This is a genomic window from Agarivorans sp. JK6 (assembly GCF_045277145.1).
Lineage (GTDB): Bacteria > Pseudomonadota > Gammaproteobacteria > Enterobacterales > Celerinatantimonadaceae > Agarivorans > Agarivorans albus.
Genome location: NZ_CP113525.1, coordinates 4,146,057 through 4,163,546, shown reverse-complemented (window position 1 = coordinate 4,163,546; position 17,490 = coordinate 4,146,057). Strand labels below are relative to the sequence as shown.

The 17,490-nt window shown below is 45.3% G+C and carries 16 protein-coding genes; 7 read left to right on the top strand and 9 right to left on the bottom strand.

The annotated features are described in order from the left end of the window. Nucleotides 1–22 precede the first annotated feature (22 nt). Genes ftsE through OV592_RS19190 form a run of 3 tightly spaced genes read left to right on the top strand, consistent with a single transcriptional unit; the run spans nucleotide 23 to nucleotide 2,862 of the window. Nucleotides 23–700: a cell division ATP-binding protein FtsE gene (ftsE, locus tag OV592_RS19200; protein ID WP_016402274.1), complete on the top strand. Its 678-nt coding sequence runs from the start codon at nucleotides 23–25 to the stop codon at nucleotides 698–700. Further along, on the top strand, nucleotides 700–1,659 hold the full coding sequence (ftsX, locus tag OV592_RS19195; protein WP_152783351.1) for a permease-like cell division protein FtsX: 960 nt from the start codon (nucleotides 700–702) through the stop codon (nucleotides 1,657–1,659). The genes ftsE and ftsX overlap by 1 nt, the downstream gene beginning before the upstream one ends. 45 nt (nucleotides 1,660–1,704) lie before the next feature. Further along, entirely contained in the window at nucleotides 1,705–2,862 is a 1,158-nt protein-coding gene (locus OV592_RS19190) for a hypothetical protein (protein WP_406609676.1), read from the top strand. Nucleotides 2,863–2,937: 75 nt separating this feature from the next. Here OV592_RS19190 and OV592_RS19185 read toward each other — a convergent pair whose 3' ends face one another. The 6 genes from OV592_RS19185 to cobA form a co-directional block, all read right to left on the bottom strand. Continuing rightward, nucleotides 2,938–4,287 (bottom strand): MATE family efflux transporter, encoded by a 1,350-nt coding sequence (locus OV592_RS19185; protein ID WP_406609675.1) that lies wholly within the window; start codon nucleotides 4,285–4,287, stop codon nucleotides 2,938–2,940. A gap of 90 nt (nucleotides 4,288–4,377) precedes the next feature. After that, nucleotides 4,378–6,180: a bifunctional protein-serine/threonine kinase/phosphatase gene (locus OV592_RS19180; RefSeq protein WP_338622365.1), complete on the bottom strand. Its 1,803-nt coding sequence runs from the start codon at nucleotides 6,178–6,180 to the stop codon at nucleotides 4,378–4,380. 65 nt (nucleotides 6,181–6,245) lie between these two features. Then, complete coding sequence (locus OV592_RS19175; protein ID WP_040307297.1) at nucleotides 6,246–7,712, bottom strand: NarK family nitrate/nitrite MFS transporter; 1,467 nt, start codon at nucleotides 7,710–7,712, stop codon at nucleotides 6,246–6,248. Between the two features lie 85 nt (nucleotides 7,713–7,797). Continuing rightward, the gene (gene nirD / locus OV592_RS19170; protein WP_016402267.1) at nucleotides 7,798–8,142 is read right to left on the bottom strand and encodes a nitrite reductase small subunit NirD; all 345 of its coding nucleotides are present in this window, start codon (nucleotides 8,140–8,142) and stop codon (nucleotides 7,798–7,800) included. Between the two features lie 11 nt (nucleotides 8,143–8,153). After that, the gene (gene nirB / locus OV592_RS19165) at nucleotides 8,154–10,703 is read right to left on the bottom strand and encodes a nitrite reductase large subunit NirB (protein WP_338622364.1); all 2,550 of its coding nucleotides are present in this window, start codon (nucleotides 10,701–10,703) and stop codon (nucleotides 8,154–8,156) included. Nucleotides 10,704–10,713: 10 nt separating this feature from the next. Next, nucleotides 10,714–11,562, bottom strand: a complete 849-nt coding sequence (cobA, locus tag OV592_RS19160; protein WP_338622363.1) for a uroporphyrinogen-III C-methyltransferase — start codon at nucleotides 11,560–11,562, stop codon at nucleotides 10,714–10,716. A 345-nt stretch (nucleotides 11,563–11,907) separates the two neighbouring features. On the opposite strand from cobA, the gene rpoH reads away from it, so the two are divergent. Both rpoH and OV592_RS19150 read left to right on the top strand, forming a co-directional pair. Then, on the top strand, nucleotides 11,908–12,756 hold the full coding sequence (rpoH, locus tag OV592_RS19155) for an RNA polymerase sigma factor RpoH (protein ID WP_221077420.1): 849 nt from the start codon (nucleotides 11,908–11,910) through the stop codon (nucleotides 12,754–12,756). A gap of 98 nt (nucleotides 12,757–12,854) precedes the next feature. Continuing rightward, on the top strand, nucleotides 12,855–13,337 hold the full coding sequence (locus OV592_RS19150) for a DUF4357 domain-containing protein (RefSeq protein WP_016402263.1): 483 nt from the start codon (nucleotides 12,855–12,857) through the stop codon (nucleotides 13,335–13,337). A gap of 258 nt (nucleotides 13,338–13,595) precedes the next feature. Here the strand turns inward: OV592_RS19150 and ald are convergent, their stop codons facing one another. After that, entirely contained in the window at nucleotides 13,596–14,711 is a 1,116-nt protein-coding gene (gene ald, locus OV592_RS19145) for an alanine dehydrogenase (RefSeq protein ID WP_406609674.1), read from the bottom strand. A 169-nt stretch (nucleotides 14,712–14,880) separates the two neighbouring features. On the opposite strand from ald, the gene OV592_RS19140 reads away from it, so the two are divergent. Further along, nucleotides 14,881–15,486: a DUF4202 domain-containing protein gene (locus OV592_RS19140; RefSeq protein WP_016402261.1), complete on the top strand. Its 606-nt coding sequence runs from the start codon at nucleotides 14,881–14,883 to the stop codon at nucleotides 15,484–15,486. Nucleotides 15,487–15,557: 71 nt separating this feature from the next. Beyond that, nucleotides 15,558–16,565, top strand: a complete 1,008-nt coding sequence (glpX, locus tag OV592_RS19135; RefSeq protein WP_016402260.1) for a class II fructose-bisphosphatase — start codon at nucleotides 15,558–15,560, stop codon at nucleotides 16,563–16,565. Between the two features lie 47 nt (nucleotides 16,566–16,612). Here the strand turns inward: glpX and OV592_RS19130 are convergent, their stop codons facing one another. Continuing rightward, entirely contained in the window at nucleotides 16,613–16,987 is a 375-nt protein-coding gene (locus tag OV592_RS19130) for an acetyl-CoA sensor PanZ family protein (RefSeq protein WP_338622360.1), read from the bottom strand. A 20-nt stretch (nucleotides 16,988–17,007) separates the two neighbouring features. Continuing rightward, nucleotides 17,008–17,430, bottom strand: a complete 423-nt coding sequence (locus OV592_RS19125; RefSeq protein ID WP_152783368.1) for a hypothetical protein — start codon at nucleotides 17,428–17,430, stop codon at nucleotides 17,008–17,010. Between the last annotated feature and the right edge of the window lie 60 nt (nucleotides 17,431–17,490).

Sequence of the window (17,490 nt, the reverse complement as noted above, 5' to 3'; positions counted from 1 at the left end):
AAACAGTAAAAAAGGTCTAGGAATGATCCGGTTTGAGCAAGTAAGTAAAATTTATCCAGGTAGTCAGCGAGCCTTACAAAAAGTCTCGTTTCAACTAGAACAGGGAAAAATGGCCTTTTTAACCGGCCACTCTGGCGCAGGAAAAAGTACCTTGCTCAAACTTATCACCGCCATGGAGCGCCCCAGCGACGGCAAAGTATGGGTAAATGGCGACGATATTAGTCGCATTACTCATCGAAAGATCCCTTATCTTCGCCGTCAAATGGGGGTGATTTTTCAAGATCACAAACTGCTAATGGACCGTACGGTATTCGACAATGTTGCTCTGCCTTTAGTGATTGAAGGTTATAGCATGGGCAATATTAAACGCCGTGTTGCCGCAGCCCTGGATAAAGTGGGTCTGCTAGACAAAGCCAACTGCACCCCGGTTATTCTCTCTGGTGGTGAGCAGCAACGAGTGGGCATTGCACGCGCTGTAGTCAACAAACCTGCCATTTTGATCGCCGATGAGCCCACCGGTAACTTAGATCCGGCACTGTCTTTAGAGATTTTCCGCTTATTCGAAGAGTTCAACCGCGTGGGTGTTGCGGTGCTTATCGCAAGTCACGATTTAAGCCTAATCGCTAAAATGCACTATCAGCGACTTATTCTCCAAAATGGTCAGTTGCTTAATGCCTCTCAAGCAGAGGAGGTACAGTAATGGCTGGCGCTAAACCGCAGGTGAAAGTCGCGTTTCCGGTACGCTTTATGATGTTTTGGGTACGCCATTTACAGCAATGTATTGCCAGCTTAGGCGAGCTTTGGCGCACCCCTGCTAGCTCAATGCTTACTTTAGCGGTAATCGGCGTTTGTTTGGCTTTGCCAGCAAGCTTTTATTTGGCCACCAAAAACGTACAGCAGCTTACGGCTTACTGGAAAAGTGACGCTCAAATCAGTTTGTTTCTAAAACAAAATGTTACCGAGCAACAGCGCGATTTATTGCAAAAAAATATATCCAGCATGCAGCAAGTGGCTGCGGTAGAGCTGGTTACCAAGCAACAGGGCTTGGCCGAGTTTCAAGCCAACAGCGGCTTTGAAGACGTACTCGCTTTACTACCAGAAAACCCCTTGCCCGATGTATTACTGGTGCTGCCAAGTGCCGAGTACAGCTCCGCTAGCGCTGCAAAAACCTTACTCGACAGTTTGCAAGAGCATAGCTTGGTTGAAGAAGGCCGTTTAGATGTTGAATGGTTACAACGTTTAGACACCATTGTAAGCATGCTGCAGCAAGCCGCTTGGCTGCTGATTATACTGTTGCTCACCGCGGTGGCCTTAATTGTAAGTAATACTCTGCGATTAAACATTCTCAATCGTCGTAACGAAATCGAAGTTATGAAATTGGTCGGCGCTACCGACGCCTTTATTCAACGGCCGTTTTTATATACCGGATTTTGGTTTGGCATTGTAGGCGGCTTAATGGCTTGGGTATTGTGTAATATTCTGCTTATTTGGACCGAGTACGCCCTGCAGCAAATCGGTTTGTTGTACCAACAAGACATTTACCTTTCGGGTCTAAGTATTCAAGAGTTTGGCTGGTTAATCTTATTTGCGACTTTACTGGGTTTAGGTGCATCGTGGTTCTCGGTAAATCGGCATATTAAGCAGATAGAGCCGAGCTAAGCGGAATGAGAAATAGCTAGTTATTCAAAAATGGAGTAATTCTGCATGCCGGCCTCAGCCTTCAGGTTATTTAATCTAGCACTTGCTCTGCCGGCACTTTTCTCCATATTTGCTACATTACTGAACATTTCTTTTCTTCATCTCATAATCGATAAACACTTCATTATTCTTCCTTCTGTCTGGTCTAGCATACCCAGTGGTATCAAAATGCTAACTGCGATCAGCGTAAATATTTGGCTTCCTGCTTTTTTGATTGCGGGCATCTTCATCTCCTTTAGTTTTCATCGAAAGGCGATTATGTCACCGCCTTTTAGACGTCATTTGAGCATTGCTTCAATATGGATAGTGGCGCTATTTTTTGAAGCCTTAGCTTTAAAATATAAAGGGATGAATCACGGTGGGTTGTTCATGATAGGTTCAGTATTCTTGGCTTTGCCGTTTGTAATACTGGTAACTATTGTAGGTAGTTCATCGGTACTAAAAGAAATTGAGAGTTTTCGGCAGGCTCCAAGGATACTTGATTCTTTCTTTCCGGCGAGCATTTTATTTTGGGCGCTACCCATACCTTTGTTCACGCTTATGTTAATTAGTTTGCTGTCTGTGCTGTCTTGGTCTCCGGTCTCTTTATCTTGGAAGATGAATAAGGATTTCCATAAACTCTGTGAAGATACAGGTGTTGAGTATTTTGCTCGCCCTTCAGGCAAAGTACGTTCGGTTGCTTACTTGAGTACTCTTAATCAAGAAGTCGTTGATTCTAAACATGCTGAAATAGTATTGAATCAAGAGGGGAGACTCAAAAGAACATTATATGAGGCTTATGGAGACCGGTTCGGAAGGGAGTTAACCCTCAAATTAAGCGAAGGAGAATCGGACTTAGTTAGAGTAGAAGAGGTAACTCTCAAACTTGAAGAACCTTTTTATGGAGCTCCTCAGTCTTTAACTAATACTGTAGACTCTGGCGTGGATGCTGTAGAAGCGGATATTTTGGTGTATTACAACATAGAGCAAGCTTTGTATGAGGCTCGTAGGTTGAAATGGTCGGGACCTAAGCATTACACAATTGAAATTAGCGATCGTCGTTCTAATGAGTTACTTGGAGTAATGAGGTACGTTATTGATAGAAGTAATCGACGTGCTTGTGGGGCTAACCTAGACAATACAATCGACGAAGACTATTTTGTGGTAACGGCTCTTACTCGTTAAGCGTTATTAAGTCTCATTAGTTTAAATTTTAGAAGCTATTTAAACTACTTCTCGTTTTAATACCCAACTTAAAGTTTAGTCCGGTGCTAACTTACGCTTCCATTTATCGCTCTTCCAGCGGCGCCAGTTTATTTGGCTACGTAGAAACTCGTCTACCATGCCTGCTAGTAACACCGCATATAAACCATAACCTAGGTAAACCCCGGTAAAGTAGGCCAGTGGCACTGAGAATAGCCAAGTCACCGCAATGGCGTTGCCGGTAACAAACACTGCGTCACCACAACCGCGCAATACATTACCGCTGATAATGTTTATTGCCCTTAGTGGCTCGTTAAGGCTGTGAATTAAACATACCACCACGCCTAGGGCGAGTACTTCAGGGTTACTGGTAAATAAACCCAGTAAGCTTTGATGAAAGATAAAGATAATGCTGGCAACAATAGCCACCGCTATTAAGCCCCAGCGCATGCCTTGGCGCATTTGTTGGTGGCAACGCTCAAAGTGGCCAGCACCTGCAAGTTGGGTCACTAACATGGTATTAGCAATGCCTATGGCGACTAGCATCATGGTGCAATAAACGTAGATGTTTAGTGCGTAAATACGCACGGTGAGCGAGGTTTCGCCAAACTGAACAATCATCAAGTTCATGACCATCACAAAGCTTTGGTAAGAGAAAGGCTCGAGCGCTGAAGGTACGGCAATTTTTAGAATAGGTTTAAGGCTAAGAGCTGGCTTTTTAATCGCCTCGGCTAAAGGCAGCTTCACTTTTATTAGCAGCAATACCACTAACAAACTAAAGCTAAGGCTTAGCAACCAAGCAATTAAGCTGGCTAAGGCTACCCCGGTCACGCCCATTGGTGTTGCGCCAAACCAGCCCAATACCAACACGCCATTGCCAATAATATTGGTGACCAGCATGAGCGCTGCTGAAATGGTGTTCCAATGAGATTGACCATAGCTATTACAGATGTTGGCTAGGGTCATACGTAAGCCCATAAAGCCCACGCCCGCTCCAGCAAGTACTAAGTATTCGGCGGCTAATAGGCTCATATCTGGGGGAAGGCTCATCCATTGGCCAATGTTGCTGGCTTGGCTTACAAAGAATAGCCCGCAGAGTAGCCCTGCTAGTACACCGAGTATTATCAAGCCGGCTAGAATCAAATTAGCCCGTTGATAGTTTAGTTTGCCCATGTACTGCGACGCCAAACTTGCGCCAGCGATGCCAGTGGCCGAGAAAAATACAATGGCCATTGAGAACCAAGGCATCACTGCACCTACCGAAGCAGCGGCTTGATCAGAGACTTGGCTAAGGAATAGCGCGTCAAATACCGGTACCGACATGTTCAGCATGAATTCGCCAAAAATAGGCAAGGCCATTCCAAACAGGCCTTTTTGTAGGGTTTTACTCTGGGTAGTAGACGACATGCTGACCACAAACTAGCAAGAAATTGCGCTTATACTAGGCACTTCCTAGTAACTAGGCCTTTATGTAAATCAACTTTATATTTATGAAAGTTAATTAAGTTGGCTGGCCCACTGCCATATCACCACTAGCAGCAAAAATAAGGTGGTTGATTGCCAAAAACGCACCGGATTACGCTCGATCAAGGGTTTGGCTTGATAGCTGGCTTTAAGCTTGGGATTGGCATGTTGTAAGTCATGAATCAGTTCCGACAAGCTCTGATAACGCTGCTGCGGTTTAGGATGGCAGCCTTGCTCTAAGGCAGCGTCTAACCAGTCGGGCATGTCATTGCGGAAATGCTGAATGTTTTGATAATGCCAGTCGCTGTAATTTCGCTGAGCAATTTGCTCACGGCTGGCTTGTTTGTAGGGCAACTTGCCTGAGAGCATTTCGTAGGCAATCACCGCAAACGAGAAAATGTCGCTACGATGGCGACCTGTTTCACCCACTAAATACTCTGGTGCGATGTATTGTACCGAGCCAACCGGTGTGGTGTTTTTTTCATCTTGCTCAAGTTGTTCGGCCGATTGCACTGTGCCAAAGTCGACCAGTTTGAGTTGGTCGTCGGCGGTGATAATAATGTTCTCGGGTTTAAGATCGCGGTGCACCATTTCGTAACGGCGTAAGGCCCGCAAGGCTTTAGCCAGTTTTTGCAGCATGCGCACAACTTGCTGAATAGGTGGGTGAGGGTGCTTATCCATCCATTGGCGAAGGGTAATGCCTGGAACGTATTCGGCGATTAAATAACGAAAGCGGCGAGTACCAATAGGCTCGAAGGTGCGCATGATATAAGGATTACTAACCACGCGGCCAACCCACTCTTCGCGGGCAAAGCCGGCAAAGTATTCTTGGTCGTCGGCCATACTGGCATCGGGCGCTTTAAGAATACGCACTCGACCATTGCTATTACCTTGTTCATCTAGCTCTTCGACTAAATACACATGGCTACGTGGGCTGGTATGAAGGATCTCACTAACGCGGTATTGGTCGATTTTATTGCCAACCGACATTACCGGTGGAATAGGCAAATGCAGCAGCTGTGCGCGGCTTTCATCTAGCTCGGCTTCAGGCACGTTATCAACGTTAACTAGCATGGCGCTAATATTGTCGTCGCTGCCTGCTAATTCCGCAGCATTAACAATGGCACTGGCTTGTTCTTCTAAGCTTGAAAACTTGGCTTGTAATAGCTTAACCAGTTGCTGTTCACTTAGTGCATCGTGCACACCATCACTGGTTAGCATGAAGATATCGCCAGTCTCTACAGTACGAGTGGAATAATCTAACTCGAGGCTCGAATCCACACCCATAGCACGAGTGAGGTGGTTTTTTTGTTTACCGCGAATTTGCACATGGTCTCGGGTTAGTTGGCGTAGTTTGCCCGCGCGAAAGCGATAGATGCGGCTATCACCCACATGAAAAAGGTGGGCGACTCGCGATTTAATAATTAGTGTTGATAGGGTACAGGCGTAAGAGCCAGTTTGTTTACCTTGTTGGAAAAGCCAATTGTTCAGCGATTTGGCGACTTGAGCGGTAGATTTGTTTACCGACCAGCTTTCTGGGGTTGCGTAGTAGTCTTCAACAAATTGGGTAACCGAGATTTGGGCGGCCATTTTGGCATGTTCTGCACTGCTTAAGCCGTCGGCCAGTACTGCTACAACACCTTTGTAGTATCGGGTCCATGGCTCGGGGATTTTAGCGACACATGCATCTTGGTTTTCTGGTTTAGGACCAGGAATGGAGGCGCCTCCAAAAGACGCCTCCAACTTGTTGCTAGCTTCAGAGGATGCTTTTTCGCTGTTACTAACTCGGTTACTGCTGGCTGGGGTGGCCGCTGCAGTTTGCTGTTCTTCTAACACTAAGATCGCTTCCTTGAGGTAAGCAGCGTGGCCAATTAAGGCGCACGCCGCTATACGGGGCTGGCTTAGCTAACGTTGATTAGCGTTACTTCGCCATCTGGGCCTACTTCAGCAATAGTGCCCTTCGGCTCTTCTAGAAGCAATAAGGCGATAAAACCTAACACCGCAGTGGCACCAATTACGTAGAAGAACGCTTGGTAGCTTACTAGGCTTAACACGGTTAAGTAGAATACTGCGCCTACGTTACCGTATGCACCTGTCATACCGGCAATTTGACCAGTTAAGCGACGCTTGATAAGCGGTACAGCGGCAAATACAGCGCCTTCACCAGCTTGTACAAAGAATGAACATGCCATGGCCATTGCTACTGCTAGGAATAGTGGCCAAGTTCCGTCAATTTGGCCCATGCCAAAGTAACCTAGGGCTAAACCAGCGGTTAATACTAATAGGGTTTTCTTACGGCCAAATCGATCCGAAATCCAACCGCCGCCTGGGCGAGAGGCTAAGTTCATAAAGGCATAAGCAGAGGCGAGTAAGCCCGCGTAAACCATATCTAGTTCGAATACTTCGCTAAAGAACAACGGCAACATAGATACTACCGCTAGCTCTGAACCAAAGGTTGCGAAGTACAATACGTTTAATACTGCTACTTGCTTAAATTTGTATTGTTCAATTTCTGGAACTGGCTTAACAAAGATGTTTTTGTTTACTTGGTAAGTTTTCCAAAAATCCAGAACGTATAAGGCTACTAGGCCTGCGTAACACGCGTATACCACTTCTTGGCTTAGCATTTTTACGCCAGCTGGAGACAGTTTCCATGCTAACAAAGCAAGGGTGGCGTACATTGGAACCTTCATAATTAGCAGCAATACAAAGTCACCTTTGGTGGTTACTTCCATTGCGCCAACATTTTTTGGCTTAAAGTAGGTAGAGCCTTTAGGCGTATCGCTTACGTTTTTGTAGTAAATAACACTGAACACAAGGCTGATTAAACCGGTAAGGCCTACCGCATAACGCCATCCGTCTTCACCGCCAAATATAATCGCTAGCGTTGGAAGTGACATAGCTGCAGCTGCGCTACCAAAGTTACCCCAACCGCCGTAAATACCTTCTGCAGTACCTAGCTCTTTAGCTGGGAACCACTCCGATACCATACGAATACCCACTACAAAGCCAGCACCAATAAAGCCCAATAAGAAACGAGCGATAGCGGCTTGCTCAAAGCTATTGGCAAAGGCAAACATGAAACAAGGGATAGAACATACTGCCAACAGGGTAGAGTAGGTAAGGCGTGGACCAAAGCGGTCGGTAAACATGCCAATAACAATTCGCGCAGGAATGGTTAGGGCTACGTTTAGAATAAGTAGGGTTTTAATTTGGCTGGATGTTAAACCTAGGCTGGCAGCAATGCTGGCCATTAATGGTGCGTGGTTAAACCACACCAAAAAGGTAATAAAAAAAGCCATCCAGCTCATGTGTAGTATTTTCATTTTTCCGGTAAAGGAAAACAGGTTAAATTTTTCTGCACTCATCATAATGTCTCTAAAAAAGTTAAAGCGTTTCCTACCACGCCGCCGTAGCGGCGCGGTTTAGTATTATTTTTTTAAGTATTTTTTATTAAGCGGCGACTTTGATGCTGTCACCCTCTACCTTCACTTGGAAGGTAGGAATAGTGACGCTGTCGTCGTCTAGGCATTGGCCGGTTTTTAAACTAAAACGTTGCTTATAAAGGGGAGATGCCACCATTAATTCGCCTTTGAAGTCTCCAATAATGCCTCGAGACAACATGTTTACTTTGCCAAATGGGCAGTAATTACTTATGGCGAATATTTGGTCACTAATTCCTTCCCAGAAAATGGCGACTTGTTTGCCTTTAACTAAGGCACAAACACCGGTTCCTGGGCTAAGCTGCGATTTGCGACAAACTTCGGTCCAAGTTTCTGTAGCTAATTCACTCATCATCACTCTCCTTGTTATGGTGCTTCTACAATTTCGATGGTTTGAATACGTTCTTCTTCGGTAGCTGGGCGACGTTGGCCACGCTCACGAACATATTGCAGGTTGTTGTCTGGCTCGTCGGCGTTAATAAACTGGCTGAAGCGCTGCAGTTTCTTCTCGTCATTAATCGTAGATTTCCACTCACACTGGTAGCTTTCTACTACGTGATTCATGTTTGCTTCGAGTTCTTCACAAATGTTGAGTTTGTCGTCGATAACCACTTCTTTTAGGTAATCTAGGCCGCCTTCAAGGTTTTCTAACCATACCGAGGTACGCTGTAAGCGGTCGGCAGTACGTACGTAGAACATCAATACGCGGTCGATGTAGCGCATTAGGGTTACGTCGTCTAAATCGGTAGCGAATAAGTCGGCGTGTCGAGGGCGCATACCACCATTACCACAAACATACAGACCCCAACCGCCCTCAGTTGCAATAACACCAATATCCTTGCTCTGTGCCTCAGCGCACTCACGAGTACACCCTGACACACCAAACTTAATTTTGTGTGGGGCGCGTAGGCCCTTGTAACGGTTTTCTAGCAGAATCGCCATGCCAACACTGTCTTGCACGCCGTAACGACACCAGGTTGAACCAACACAAGACTTAACGGTACGTAATGCTTTACCGTAGGCGTGGCCTGTTTCAAAACCCGCATCAATTAACTTGCCCCAAATCTTCGGCAGTTCGTGCAGTTGCGCACCAAATAAATCAACCCGCTGGCCACCCGTAATTTTGGTGTATAGGTCGAACTCTTTGGCCACTTCACCAATGGCAATTAGCTTGTCTGGAGTAATTTCACCGCCAGCTACTCGAGGTACTACTGAGTAGGTGCCATCTTTTTGCATGTTGCCTAAGAAGATGTCGTTGGTATCTTGCAGGGCAATATGGTCATCGGTAAGAACGTAGTCGTTCCAGAAGGTGGCTAAAATAGAACCCACTGCTGGTTTACAAATTTCACAGCCATGTCCGGTTCCGTGTTCTTTAAGCAACTGCTCAAAGGTTTTGATTTTCTTAACGCGTACAATGTCGGCTAGCTCGGCACGTGAGTAAGCAAAGTGCTCACAAATGTCGTTGCTAACTTCAACACCTAGGTTTTCTAGTTCTGCGTTCATCACTTGAACGGCTAATGCGCTACAGCCGCCACAACCGGTTGCTGCGCCCGTAGTGGCTTTAATATCAGCCATGCTGGTTGCGCCGTCGCGTACTGCTTGGCAAATTTGCCCTTTGGTTACGTCGAAACATGAACAAATTTGGGCGCTGTCTGGCAGTGAATCAACACCCATGGCCGAAGCGGCACCTTCTTCTGATGAAGGTACCAGTAAGTATTCTGGTGCTACTGGTAATGGCATGTCGTTTAAGAACAATTGTAACCAGTTGCCGTAATCGTCGGCATCACCTACTAATACTGCGCCCAACAAACGGTCGCCAGCGGCGTTGGTAACAACTTTTTTGTACACTTGACGGGCTTCGTCGCTCAAGCTGTAACTTAAAGCGCCTTCGGTGTTAGCGTGTGCGTCACCAATACTGGCTACGTCTACACCCATCAACTTAAGCTTGGTGCTCATGTCGGCACCAGCAAATTCTTTAGCTTGCTCTCCGGCGATATGGTCGACGGCTACTTTAGCCATGCTGTAACCAGGGGCTACTAGGCCAAAAATTTTGCCTTCCCATAAGGCACATTCACCAATCGCGTAAATGTCTGGGTTAGACGTTTGACATTGATTGTTAATCACTATGCCGCCACGAGGACCAAGCTCTAGACCAGTTTCGCGTGCTAATTGATCTTGTGGGCGAATACCTGCAGAGAACAAAATCATGTCGGTATCTAAACTGCTACCGTCTGCAAAGTTCATGCGGTAGCGAGTGTTTTCACCTGCCACAATTTCTTTGGTATTTTTCTCGGTATGAACTTGTACGCCAAGCTCTTCAATTTTAGTGCGAAGAATTGCACCGCCACCGTCACACACCTGCACAGCCATTAGGCGAGGTGCAAATTCTACAACGTGAGTTTCCATACCAAGGTCTTTAAGTGCTTTAGCGGCTTCTAAGCCAAGTAAACCACCACCTACAACTACACCTACTTTTGAGTTTTCGCCTGACTTAGTCATGGCTTCTAAATCTTCAATGGTGCGGTATACCAAAATGTTTTCTTGTGCCGCTTGATCGTCTGGACGAGGAATTGGCGGAACAAATGGGTAAGAACCGGTCGCTAGCACCAGTTTGTCGTAGCTTTCGCGACGGCCACTAGCGGTAACCACAATCTTTTCTTCAGGCAATACTTCAACAACTTTGTCGTTTACAAAGTATTGAACGCCATGTTCGTCATAGTATTCAGGAGAGGTCATCATCAAGTCGTCTGCGGTTTTACCCGAGAAGTAACTTGATAATTGCACGCGGTCGTATGCTAAGCGCGACTCTTCACTAAAAGTGGTTACCTGAACTTGGCCTAACTTGTCTTGCTGTATCAATTGGTCAATGAAGTGGTGACCAACCATGCCGTTACCAACAACGATGATACGTTCCATGTACTCTCTCCTATGCGCTTAGAGCGGCGCTATTTTCTAATTCAAATTGGTTCTGGTTCGCGTCTAACTTACTTAGCCAGTTGAGTTGCTCGCGCAGTGATACCACTTCACCGATTACAATTAATGTAGGGGATTGCAATTGGTGTTCACTGGCGAGCGTAGGTAACTGGTCTAATTGGCCGGTAACAACGCGTTGATCGCTTTGGCAGCCTTTTTCTATTAATGCGGCAGGTGTCTTTGCACTCTTTCCAAAACGTTGTAGCTGTTGGCTGATTTCAGGCAAGCTGCTCAGCCCCATGTAAAACACTAAGGTGTGGTCGAGTTGCGCCAGTTGGGCCCAATCGATATCTAATTTGCCATCTTGTTTGTGGCCAGTAATAAAGCTACAACCAGTGGCTAGGCCACGGTGAGTAAGCGGAATACCCGCGTAGCTAGTACAGCCAGATGCAGCAGTAATACCAGGAATAACCCGAGCTGGAACGTCATGTTCATGTAAAACACTGAGTTCTTCACTGCCACGACCAAATACAAATGGGTCTCCACCTTTAAGGCGACAAATGCGTAAACCTTGTTTAGCTTTGTCTACCATATAGAGGTTAAGTTGTTCTTGCGGGATGCAGTGATTGGCTTTGGCTTTACCTACGTAAATAGCTTTAGTGTTGCTAGGAATAAGCGCTAAGATTTCTTCGCTTACTAGGCGGTCATATAACACTAGGTCTGCTTGTTCTATGCTGCGTAGGGCCTTTAAGGTGAGCAGCTCTGGATCGCCAGGGCCAGCACCCACCAAGTCAACCATGCCTGTTTCAATAGGCTGCTTTTGACTTGTTTTAGGATGTTGGCTAATTCTTTGTATGCTCATATCACTGTCTCGCAATTACTTATGCCAGCTATGACGCAATCATGGTGCCAGTAGCAAAAAAAACACTAAAACTTGATTAAAATCATTTTTTATCAAAGAGTTAGAGTTTTTTGAAATTTTTATTGAGCTCCAACTGTCTATACTCCTTAAGGGATAACTTGCACCTATTTGGTAAAATTGCGCACCTAGAAAGTGCTTAAAAATGTGAACTATCTCTGATTTAGTGCGTCATATATCTGGAAACAAGTGAGACTGCGCAAAGCCGCGCAGCCTGCTATATAGGGGGTTAGATCTTGCTAATTGGCTATGGTAGACTCGTTGACCGAGTAATATTTAGAGGTTGAAATGGATCAAGTAAATGCATCTATGGCGCTAGTCCCGCAAGGGAGCATTGAAGCCTACATTCAATCAGTTAATCGCGCTGATATGCTCACGCCTGAGCGTGAGAAAGAGCTTGCTACTCGTTTATACGACGAGGGTGATTTAACAGCAGCTCGCGAATTAGTTATGTCGCACCTACGTTTTGTAGTGCATGTAGCTAAAAATTACGCAGGTTATGGCTTGCCGCAAGCCGATTTAATTCAAGAGGGCAACGTAGGCTTAATGAAAGCCGTAAAACGTTTTGACCCTAAAGTGGGTGTTCGTTTGGTATCTTTTGCTGTGCATTGGATTAAAGCGGAGATTCATGAATACGTATTACGTAATTGGCGTATGGTGAAAATTGCTACCACTAAAGCACAGCGTAAGTTGTTCTTTAATCTTCGTAAATCTAAAAAGCGTTTAGGCTGGTTTAGTAATGACGAAGTAAACATGGTGGCTGAGAATCTTGGTGTAAGTACCAAAGACGTATTGGAAATGGAATCTCGAATGAGTGCCCAAGACCAAGCCTTTGATTTAGCCGCCGATGATGATGAGCGTGAAGGCAGCTTTGCGCCGATTCAGTACTTGGAAGATAAGTCTTCTGATGTAGCCCAGTTTGTAGAGAAAGAAAACTGGGAAGTTGCTGCAGCTAATCGCTTACGAGCCGCTTTAAATACCCTAGACGAGCGAAATGCGCATATTGTGCAGCGCCGTTGGTTAGATGAAGACAAAGCGACTTTGCAAGAGTTGGCAGACCATTACCAAGTTTCTGCAGAGCGGATTAGGCAGCTAGAAAAAAATGCCATGAAGAAGCTCAAAGCAGCCATGGAATAAAAACTTATTAAAAACCTCGCCTAGCGAGGTTTTTTTATATTCAAATCTGCCGCTTGCCTGTGTTAAATTTGCACAAACTTTCTAATACATGGTCTGACATGGACGGTCCATTCGAACTTTCTAAAGTTAATTTTGTTATTGACGGTGATGGCCGCAAAACCGCTGCAATTTTACCTATTGAACTGTATCAGCAGCTATTGTCTTTACGTGAGCTAGTGGTTGAGAGCAGTCAGCACACCATATCCGCTGAATATTCGTTCAGCGTTAAGCAAGCGGTTGCGCATGGTTACCCTACTGGCGCTAAAAACAAACCCGGCTTTACTGTAGTGAAAGGTTCAACTGCCAATGGTGGTGGGGCGGAGTCGTTACGCCCGGCAGTGTTGGCACTACGTGAGCAGTTACTTGAAGATACCGTTCTTTGCCGTCAAGGCGATGGTTACGAGTTTATGCGTGATTATCAGTTCTCTAGCCCCAGCTCCGCCGCTTGCTTAATCGCCGGTAATGCTCGCAGTGGCTTAGATGCCTGGCTAGATAAATGGGGACGTAGCCTTAAAGATCGCGGGTATGGCAAAAAGCGCTAAGGCTTAATAATTAATCTGAGCTCGGGACATTAAACTGGTTTCTAACGACTATTTTTACTTATTTCGGTGTTGAAGCCACTTGCAATAGGCTAGCTATTGACGCGCAGCTTCGCCTTGAACTAAGCAAAACTATCTCGCCAGAAATATGAAATTAGATTAAGTACTGGTTTGCGGAGTTATCGTCAGTTCCTTATCCCGAGTTCAGGTTAACTAGACAGATATAAAAAAGAGCGCCTAAGCGCTCTTTTTTTCTGTAACTTAGGCCAGTAGCTCTAAAGGCTCGACCGTTTCAATGCCAAGGGCTTCGCCTACTTCGGCGCAAGTTAACTTGCCATGCATTACGTTTAAGCCATTGCGCAAGTGCTCATCATCTAGCAGTGCTTGCTTATATCCCTTGTTCGCAAGGGTGATGATGTAAGGCAAAGTTGCATTATTAAGTGCCATGGTAGAGGTACGAGCCACGCCGCCTGGCATATTTGCAACACAATAGTGCACCACATCATCCACGATATAAATAGGATCTTGATGGGTAGTAGCCTTTGAGGTCTCGGCACAACCACCTTGGTCGATGGCAACATCAACAATAGCGCTGCCAGCCTTCATGCGTTTAACCAAATCCTTAGTGATAAGCTTGGGCGCAGCGGCACCTGGTAACAATACACCACCAATCACCAAATCAGCCTCTAATACATGCTGCTCAATACTGCTGGTCGTTGAGTAAACCGTTTTAAGCTGGCCATGGTATTCAGCATCAACACTGCGAAGTACATCAATGCTGCGATCGAGTATGGTGACATCTGCACCCATTCCAACAGCCATTTGTGCAGCATTACGACCAACCATGCCGCCGCCAATAACGGTAACTTTGGCAGGTTCTACCCCTGGCACGCCACCCAGCAATACCCCGCGACCGCCTTTAGATTTTTCTAAGGCAAGTGCACCTGCTTGAATCGCCATTCTGCCCGCAACCTCTGACATTGGTGCCAGCAAGGGAAGACCACCACGTGGGCTAGTTACTGTTTCATAAGCTACACAAACTGCGCCAGATTTTATTAAATCATGAGTTTGTTCTGGGTCGGGAGCGAGGTGCAAGTAAGTGAACAATAGCTGGTCTTCACACAACATAGCGCGCTCAACTGCTTGTGGTTCTTTTACTTTCACAATCATTTCGGCTGCGGCAAATACTTCCGCGGCAGTGTTTGAAATGTTCGCGCCGACCGCTTGGTAATCAGCATCACTGAAGCCAATACCTGCGCCGGCCTGAGTCTCAACAATGACTTGATGGCCATGTTGAATTAACTCATTCACACTGGCGGGTGTCATTCCCACACGATATTCGTGATTTTTTATTTCCTTAGGTACACCAATCAGCATAGCGATTAACTCCTTTTTAGATATATATGTTGGTCATATATGCCGCTCTAATTATTAACATATAGTTAAATGCGCTGATAATGCAATTGTTTTTTGGTGTAACCGTCTGTGTTGTTTTTGGCTTTTCGGTAGGATATGTTGTGCCCTTGTTAAAGGATAAAACAAAGTTATGGGAAAACCGCAAATCATGCAGCAAAATATTCTGAATCAGGTTTTAAACGATATCGATCAATTTAACTTAAATGACCCAAATAAGGAGATAGATGAGTTAGGAACCGAGCATGCCAAAGAATTTTTGTACGGTAAGCGCATGTCTAATTGCTTACATGATTTTATGTTAGCACCTCCAGCTGAATTACAAATTGCTGCCCGAGCTCAGCATATTGGCCGTTGGTTATCATTAAGAAGTGATTACCCAGAAGGTCGAGCAGGTTACTTAAAATGGCGCAGCGATTTAGGTAAAAAGCATGCTGAGTTGTGTGCAGAAATAATGCGTAAGCACAATTTAGATGAAACCCTCATCGATGCTACTGCCAGTTTACTACGCAAAGAAAAGCTAAAACGTAACCCGCTTACCCAAGCCCTTGAAGATGTTATTTGCTTGGTATTCTTAAAGTACTACTTTGTTGAATTTGCTAATAAACATGCTCAAGAGAAAGTGATTAGCATCGTGCAAAAAACCTGGGCAAAAATGTCTGAACAAGGCCAGCAAGCTGCGCTTGCACTAGATTTGTCTGACGAAGCACTAAGCTTGGTAAAGCAGGCCTTAGCCTAGCTTTTCAAGCTGAATAAAACATAATCTTGTGCTAGTATTCGTCACGATTTTTAGTTGATTAGGCGTATCTGATGAGAAGAGATCTGGCATTTCGTTTTTCCCGCGTGACCGAAGCCGCAGCTTTAGCTGGTTACAAGTGGTTGGGCCGTGGGGATAAAAATATTGCTGATAACGCAGCTGTTGAAGCCATGCGTATCATGCTCAATGACATCGACATTGATGGCGAAGTGGTTATTGGCGAAGGCGAGATTGATGATGCACCGATGCTTTACATTGGCGAGCATGTTGGTACCGGTGGCGAAGGTGTAGATATTGCGGTAGATCCTATTGAAGGCACCCGCATGACCGCAATGGGTCAAAACAATGCTGTTGCCGTGCTTGCTGTAGGCGAAAAAGGCGCATTCTTACGTGCACCAGATATGTACATGGAAAAGTTGGTAGTTGGACCGGAAGCCAAAGGTTGCATCGATTTAAACCAACCACTTGAGCACAACATTAAAATGGTTGCGTCGGTTTTGGGCAAAGAGCTGAGCGATATGACAGTGATTACCTTGGCTAAGCCTCGTCATGACCAAGTGATTGCTGAAATGCAAAAGCTAGGTGTTCGAGTATTTGCAATTCCTGATGGGGATGTAGCTGCATCGATTTTATCGTGTATGCCGCTTAGCGAAGTTGACATGATGTACTGTGTAGGCGGAGCACCAGAAGGGGTGATTTCGGCGGCGGTAATTCGCGCTTTAGGCGGTGATATGCAAGGCCGTTTAATTCCACGCCACCAGGTAAAAGAAGATACCCCGGAAAATCGCGCAATTGGTGAAGAAGAGATTCGTCGCTGTGAAGCCGAAGATATTCAAGTAAATAGCGTATTGCAGTTGAATGACTTAGCCAAAAACGACAATGTGATATTCTCGGCAACGGGCATTACCAAAGGTGATTTACTGGAAGGTATTAATCGCCAAGGTAATATTGCCACCACCGAAACGCTATTGGTTCGTGGTAAAACGCGTACTATTCGTAAAATACAATCAACCCACTATTTAGATCGTAAAAACGACGATTTGAAGTCGATTATTTTGTAGTAATACGGGTAGAAAAAGAAAAAACCAGAGCCATGGCTCTGGTTTTTTTATAGCTGAAAGGTGAATTGGTTGTTTAAGCCAAGATGCTGATAAAAGGCCAGCACGGCTGGATCATTGCTGTGCGGAAAAGTGAGTTGGCTTAGGCCCTTTTGAGCCGCTAACTGCAGAAGCTGCTGGAACATAAACAAGCCTATGCCACGGCGTTGGGTAATATCTCGCACGTGAAAGCGCTGCACTAACAACTGTTGTTTATTACAACTTACAACACAATATGCAACCACTCGCTGATTAAACGTACAGCTGTAGAGTTGAGCCGCTTGCTGCCATTCTTGCCACTGCGAAGGCTCTAGATTACTGGATATTTTCGATAAATCACTGGCGTGCTGTTGCCAGTTTTCAATAGCTTGAAAAGATAAACGCATAAAACCTTTAACTGTATAAATTAAGAAACTTGAGAGAGTGGTGTATCGGTAATTTGTTCTATATCGAGACTGTGCCAGCTTTTTAAGAAATGCTGAGCATCTTGGTGAATAAGTTTAATGGCACCTTTTAACTCTTCACTAAGGTAGTCTTTGTCTTGGTTAGCTAATTGATTAAGGGTATAGCTCAAGTCGTAAATGAGAGGCCCAAGGTCAAATAGATTGTTGGGTTCGATATTTCGCTTATGATTGGGTTGCGCTCGGCGCTTTCTCCAAGTGCTAAAAGCGACCAAAAATAAATGCAATAGTTGTTTTGATTCTCGGCAATCTAAACACGATTGTTGTACCCACCACGGCGCACTCCCCTTCATGAAACTGACACATTCGTTAACAACATTGTTTACATAGTTGTCATCAACGTAGCTAGGCACTGACTGAGGTTTCATAAAAAAAGTTGCGTGATTATTGGTGAATTTAGATTACACATTTTCATTGTTACACACCAA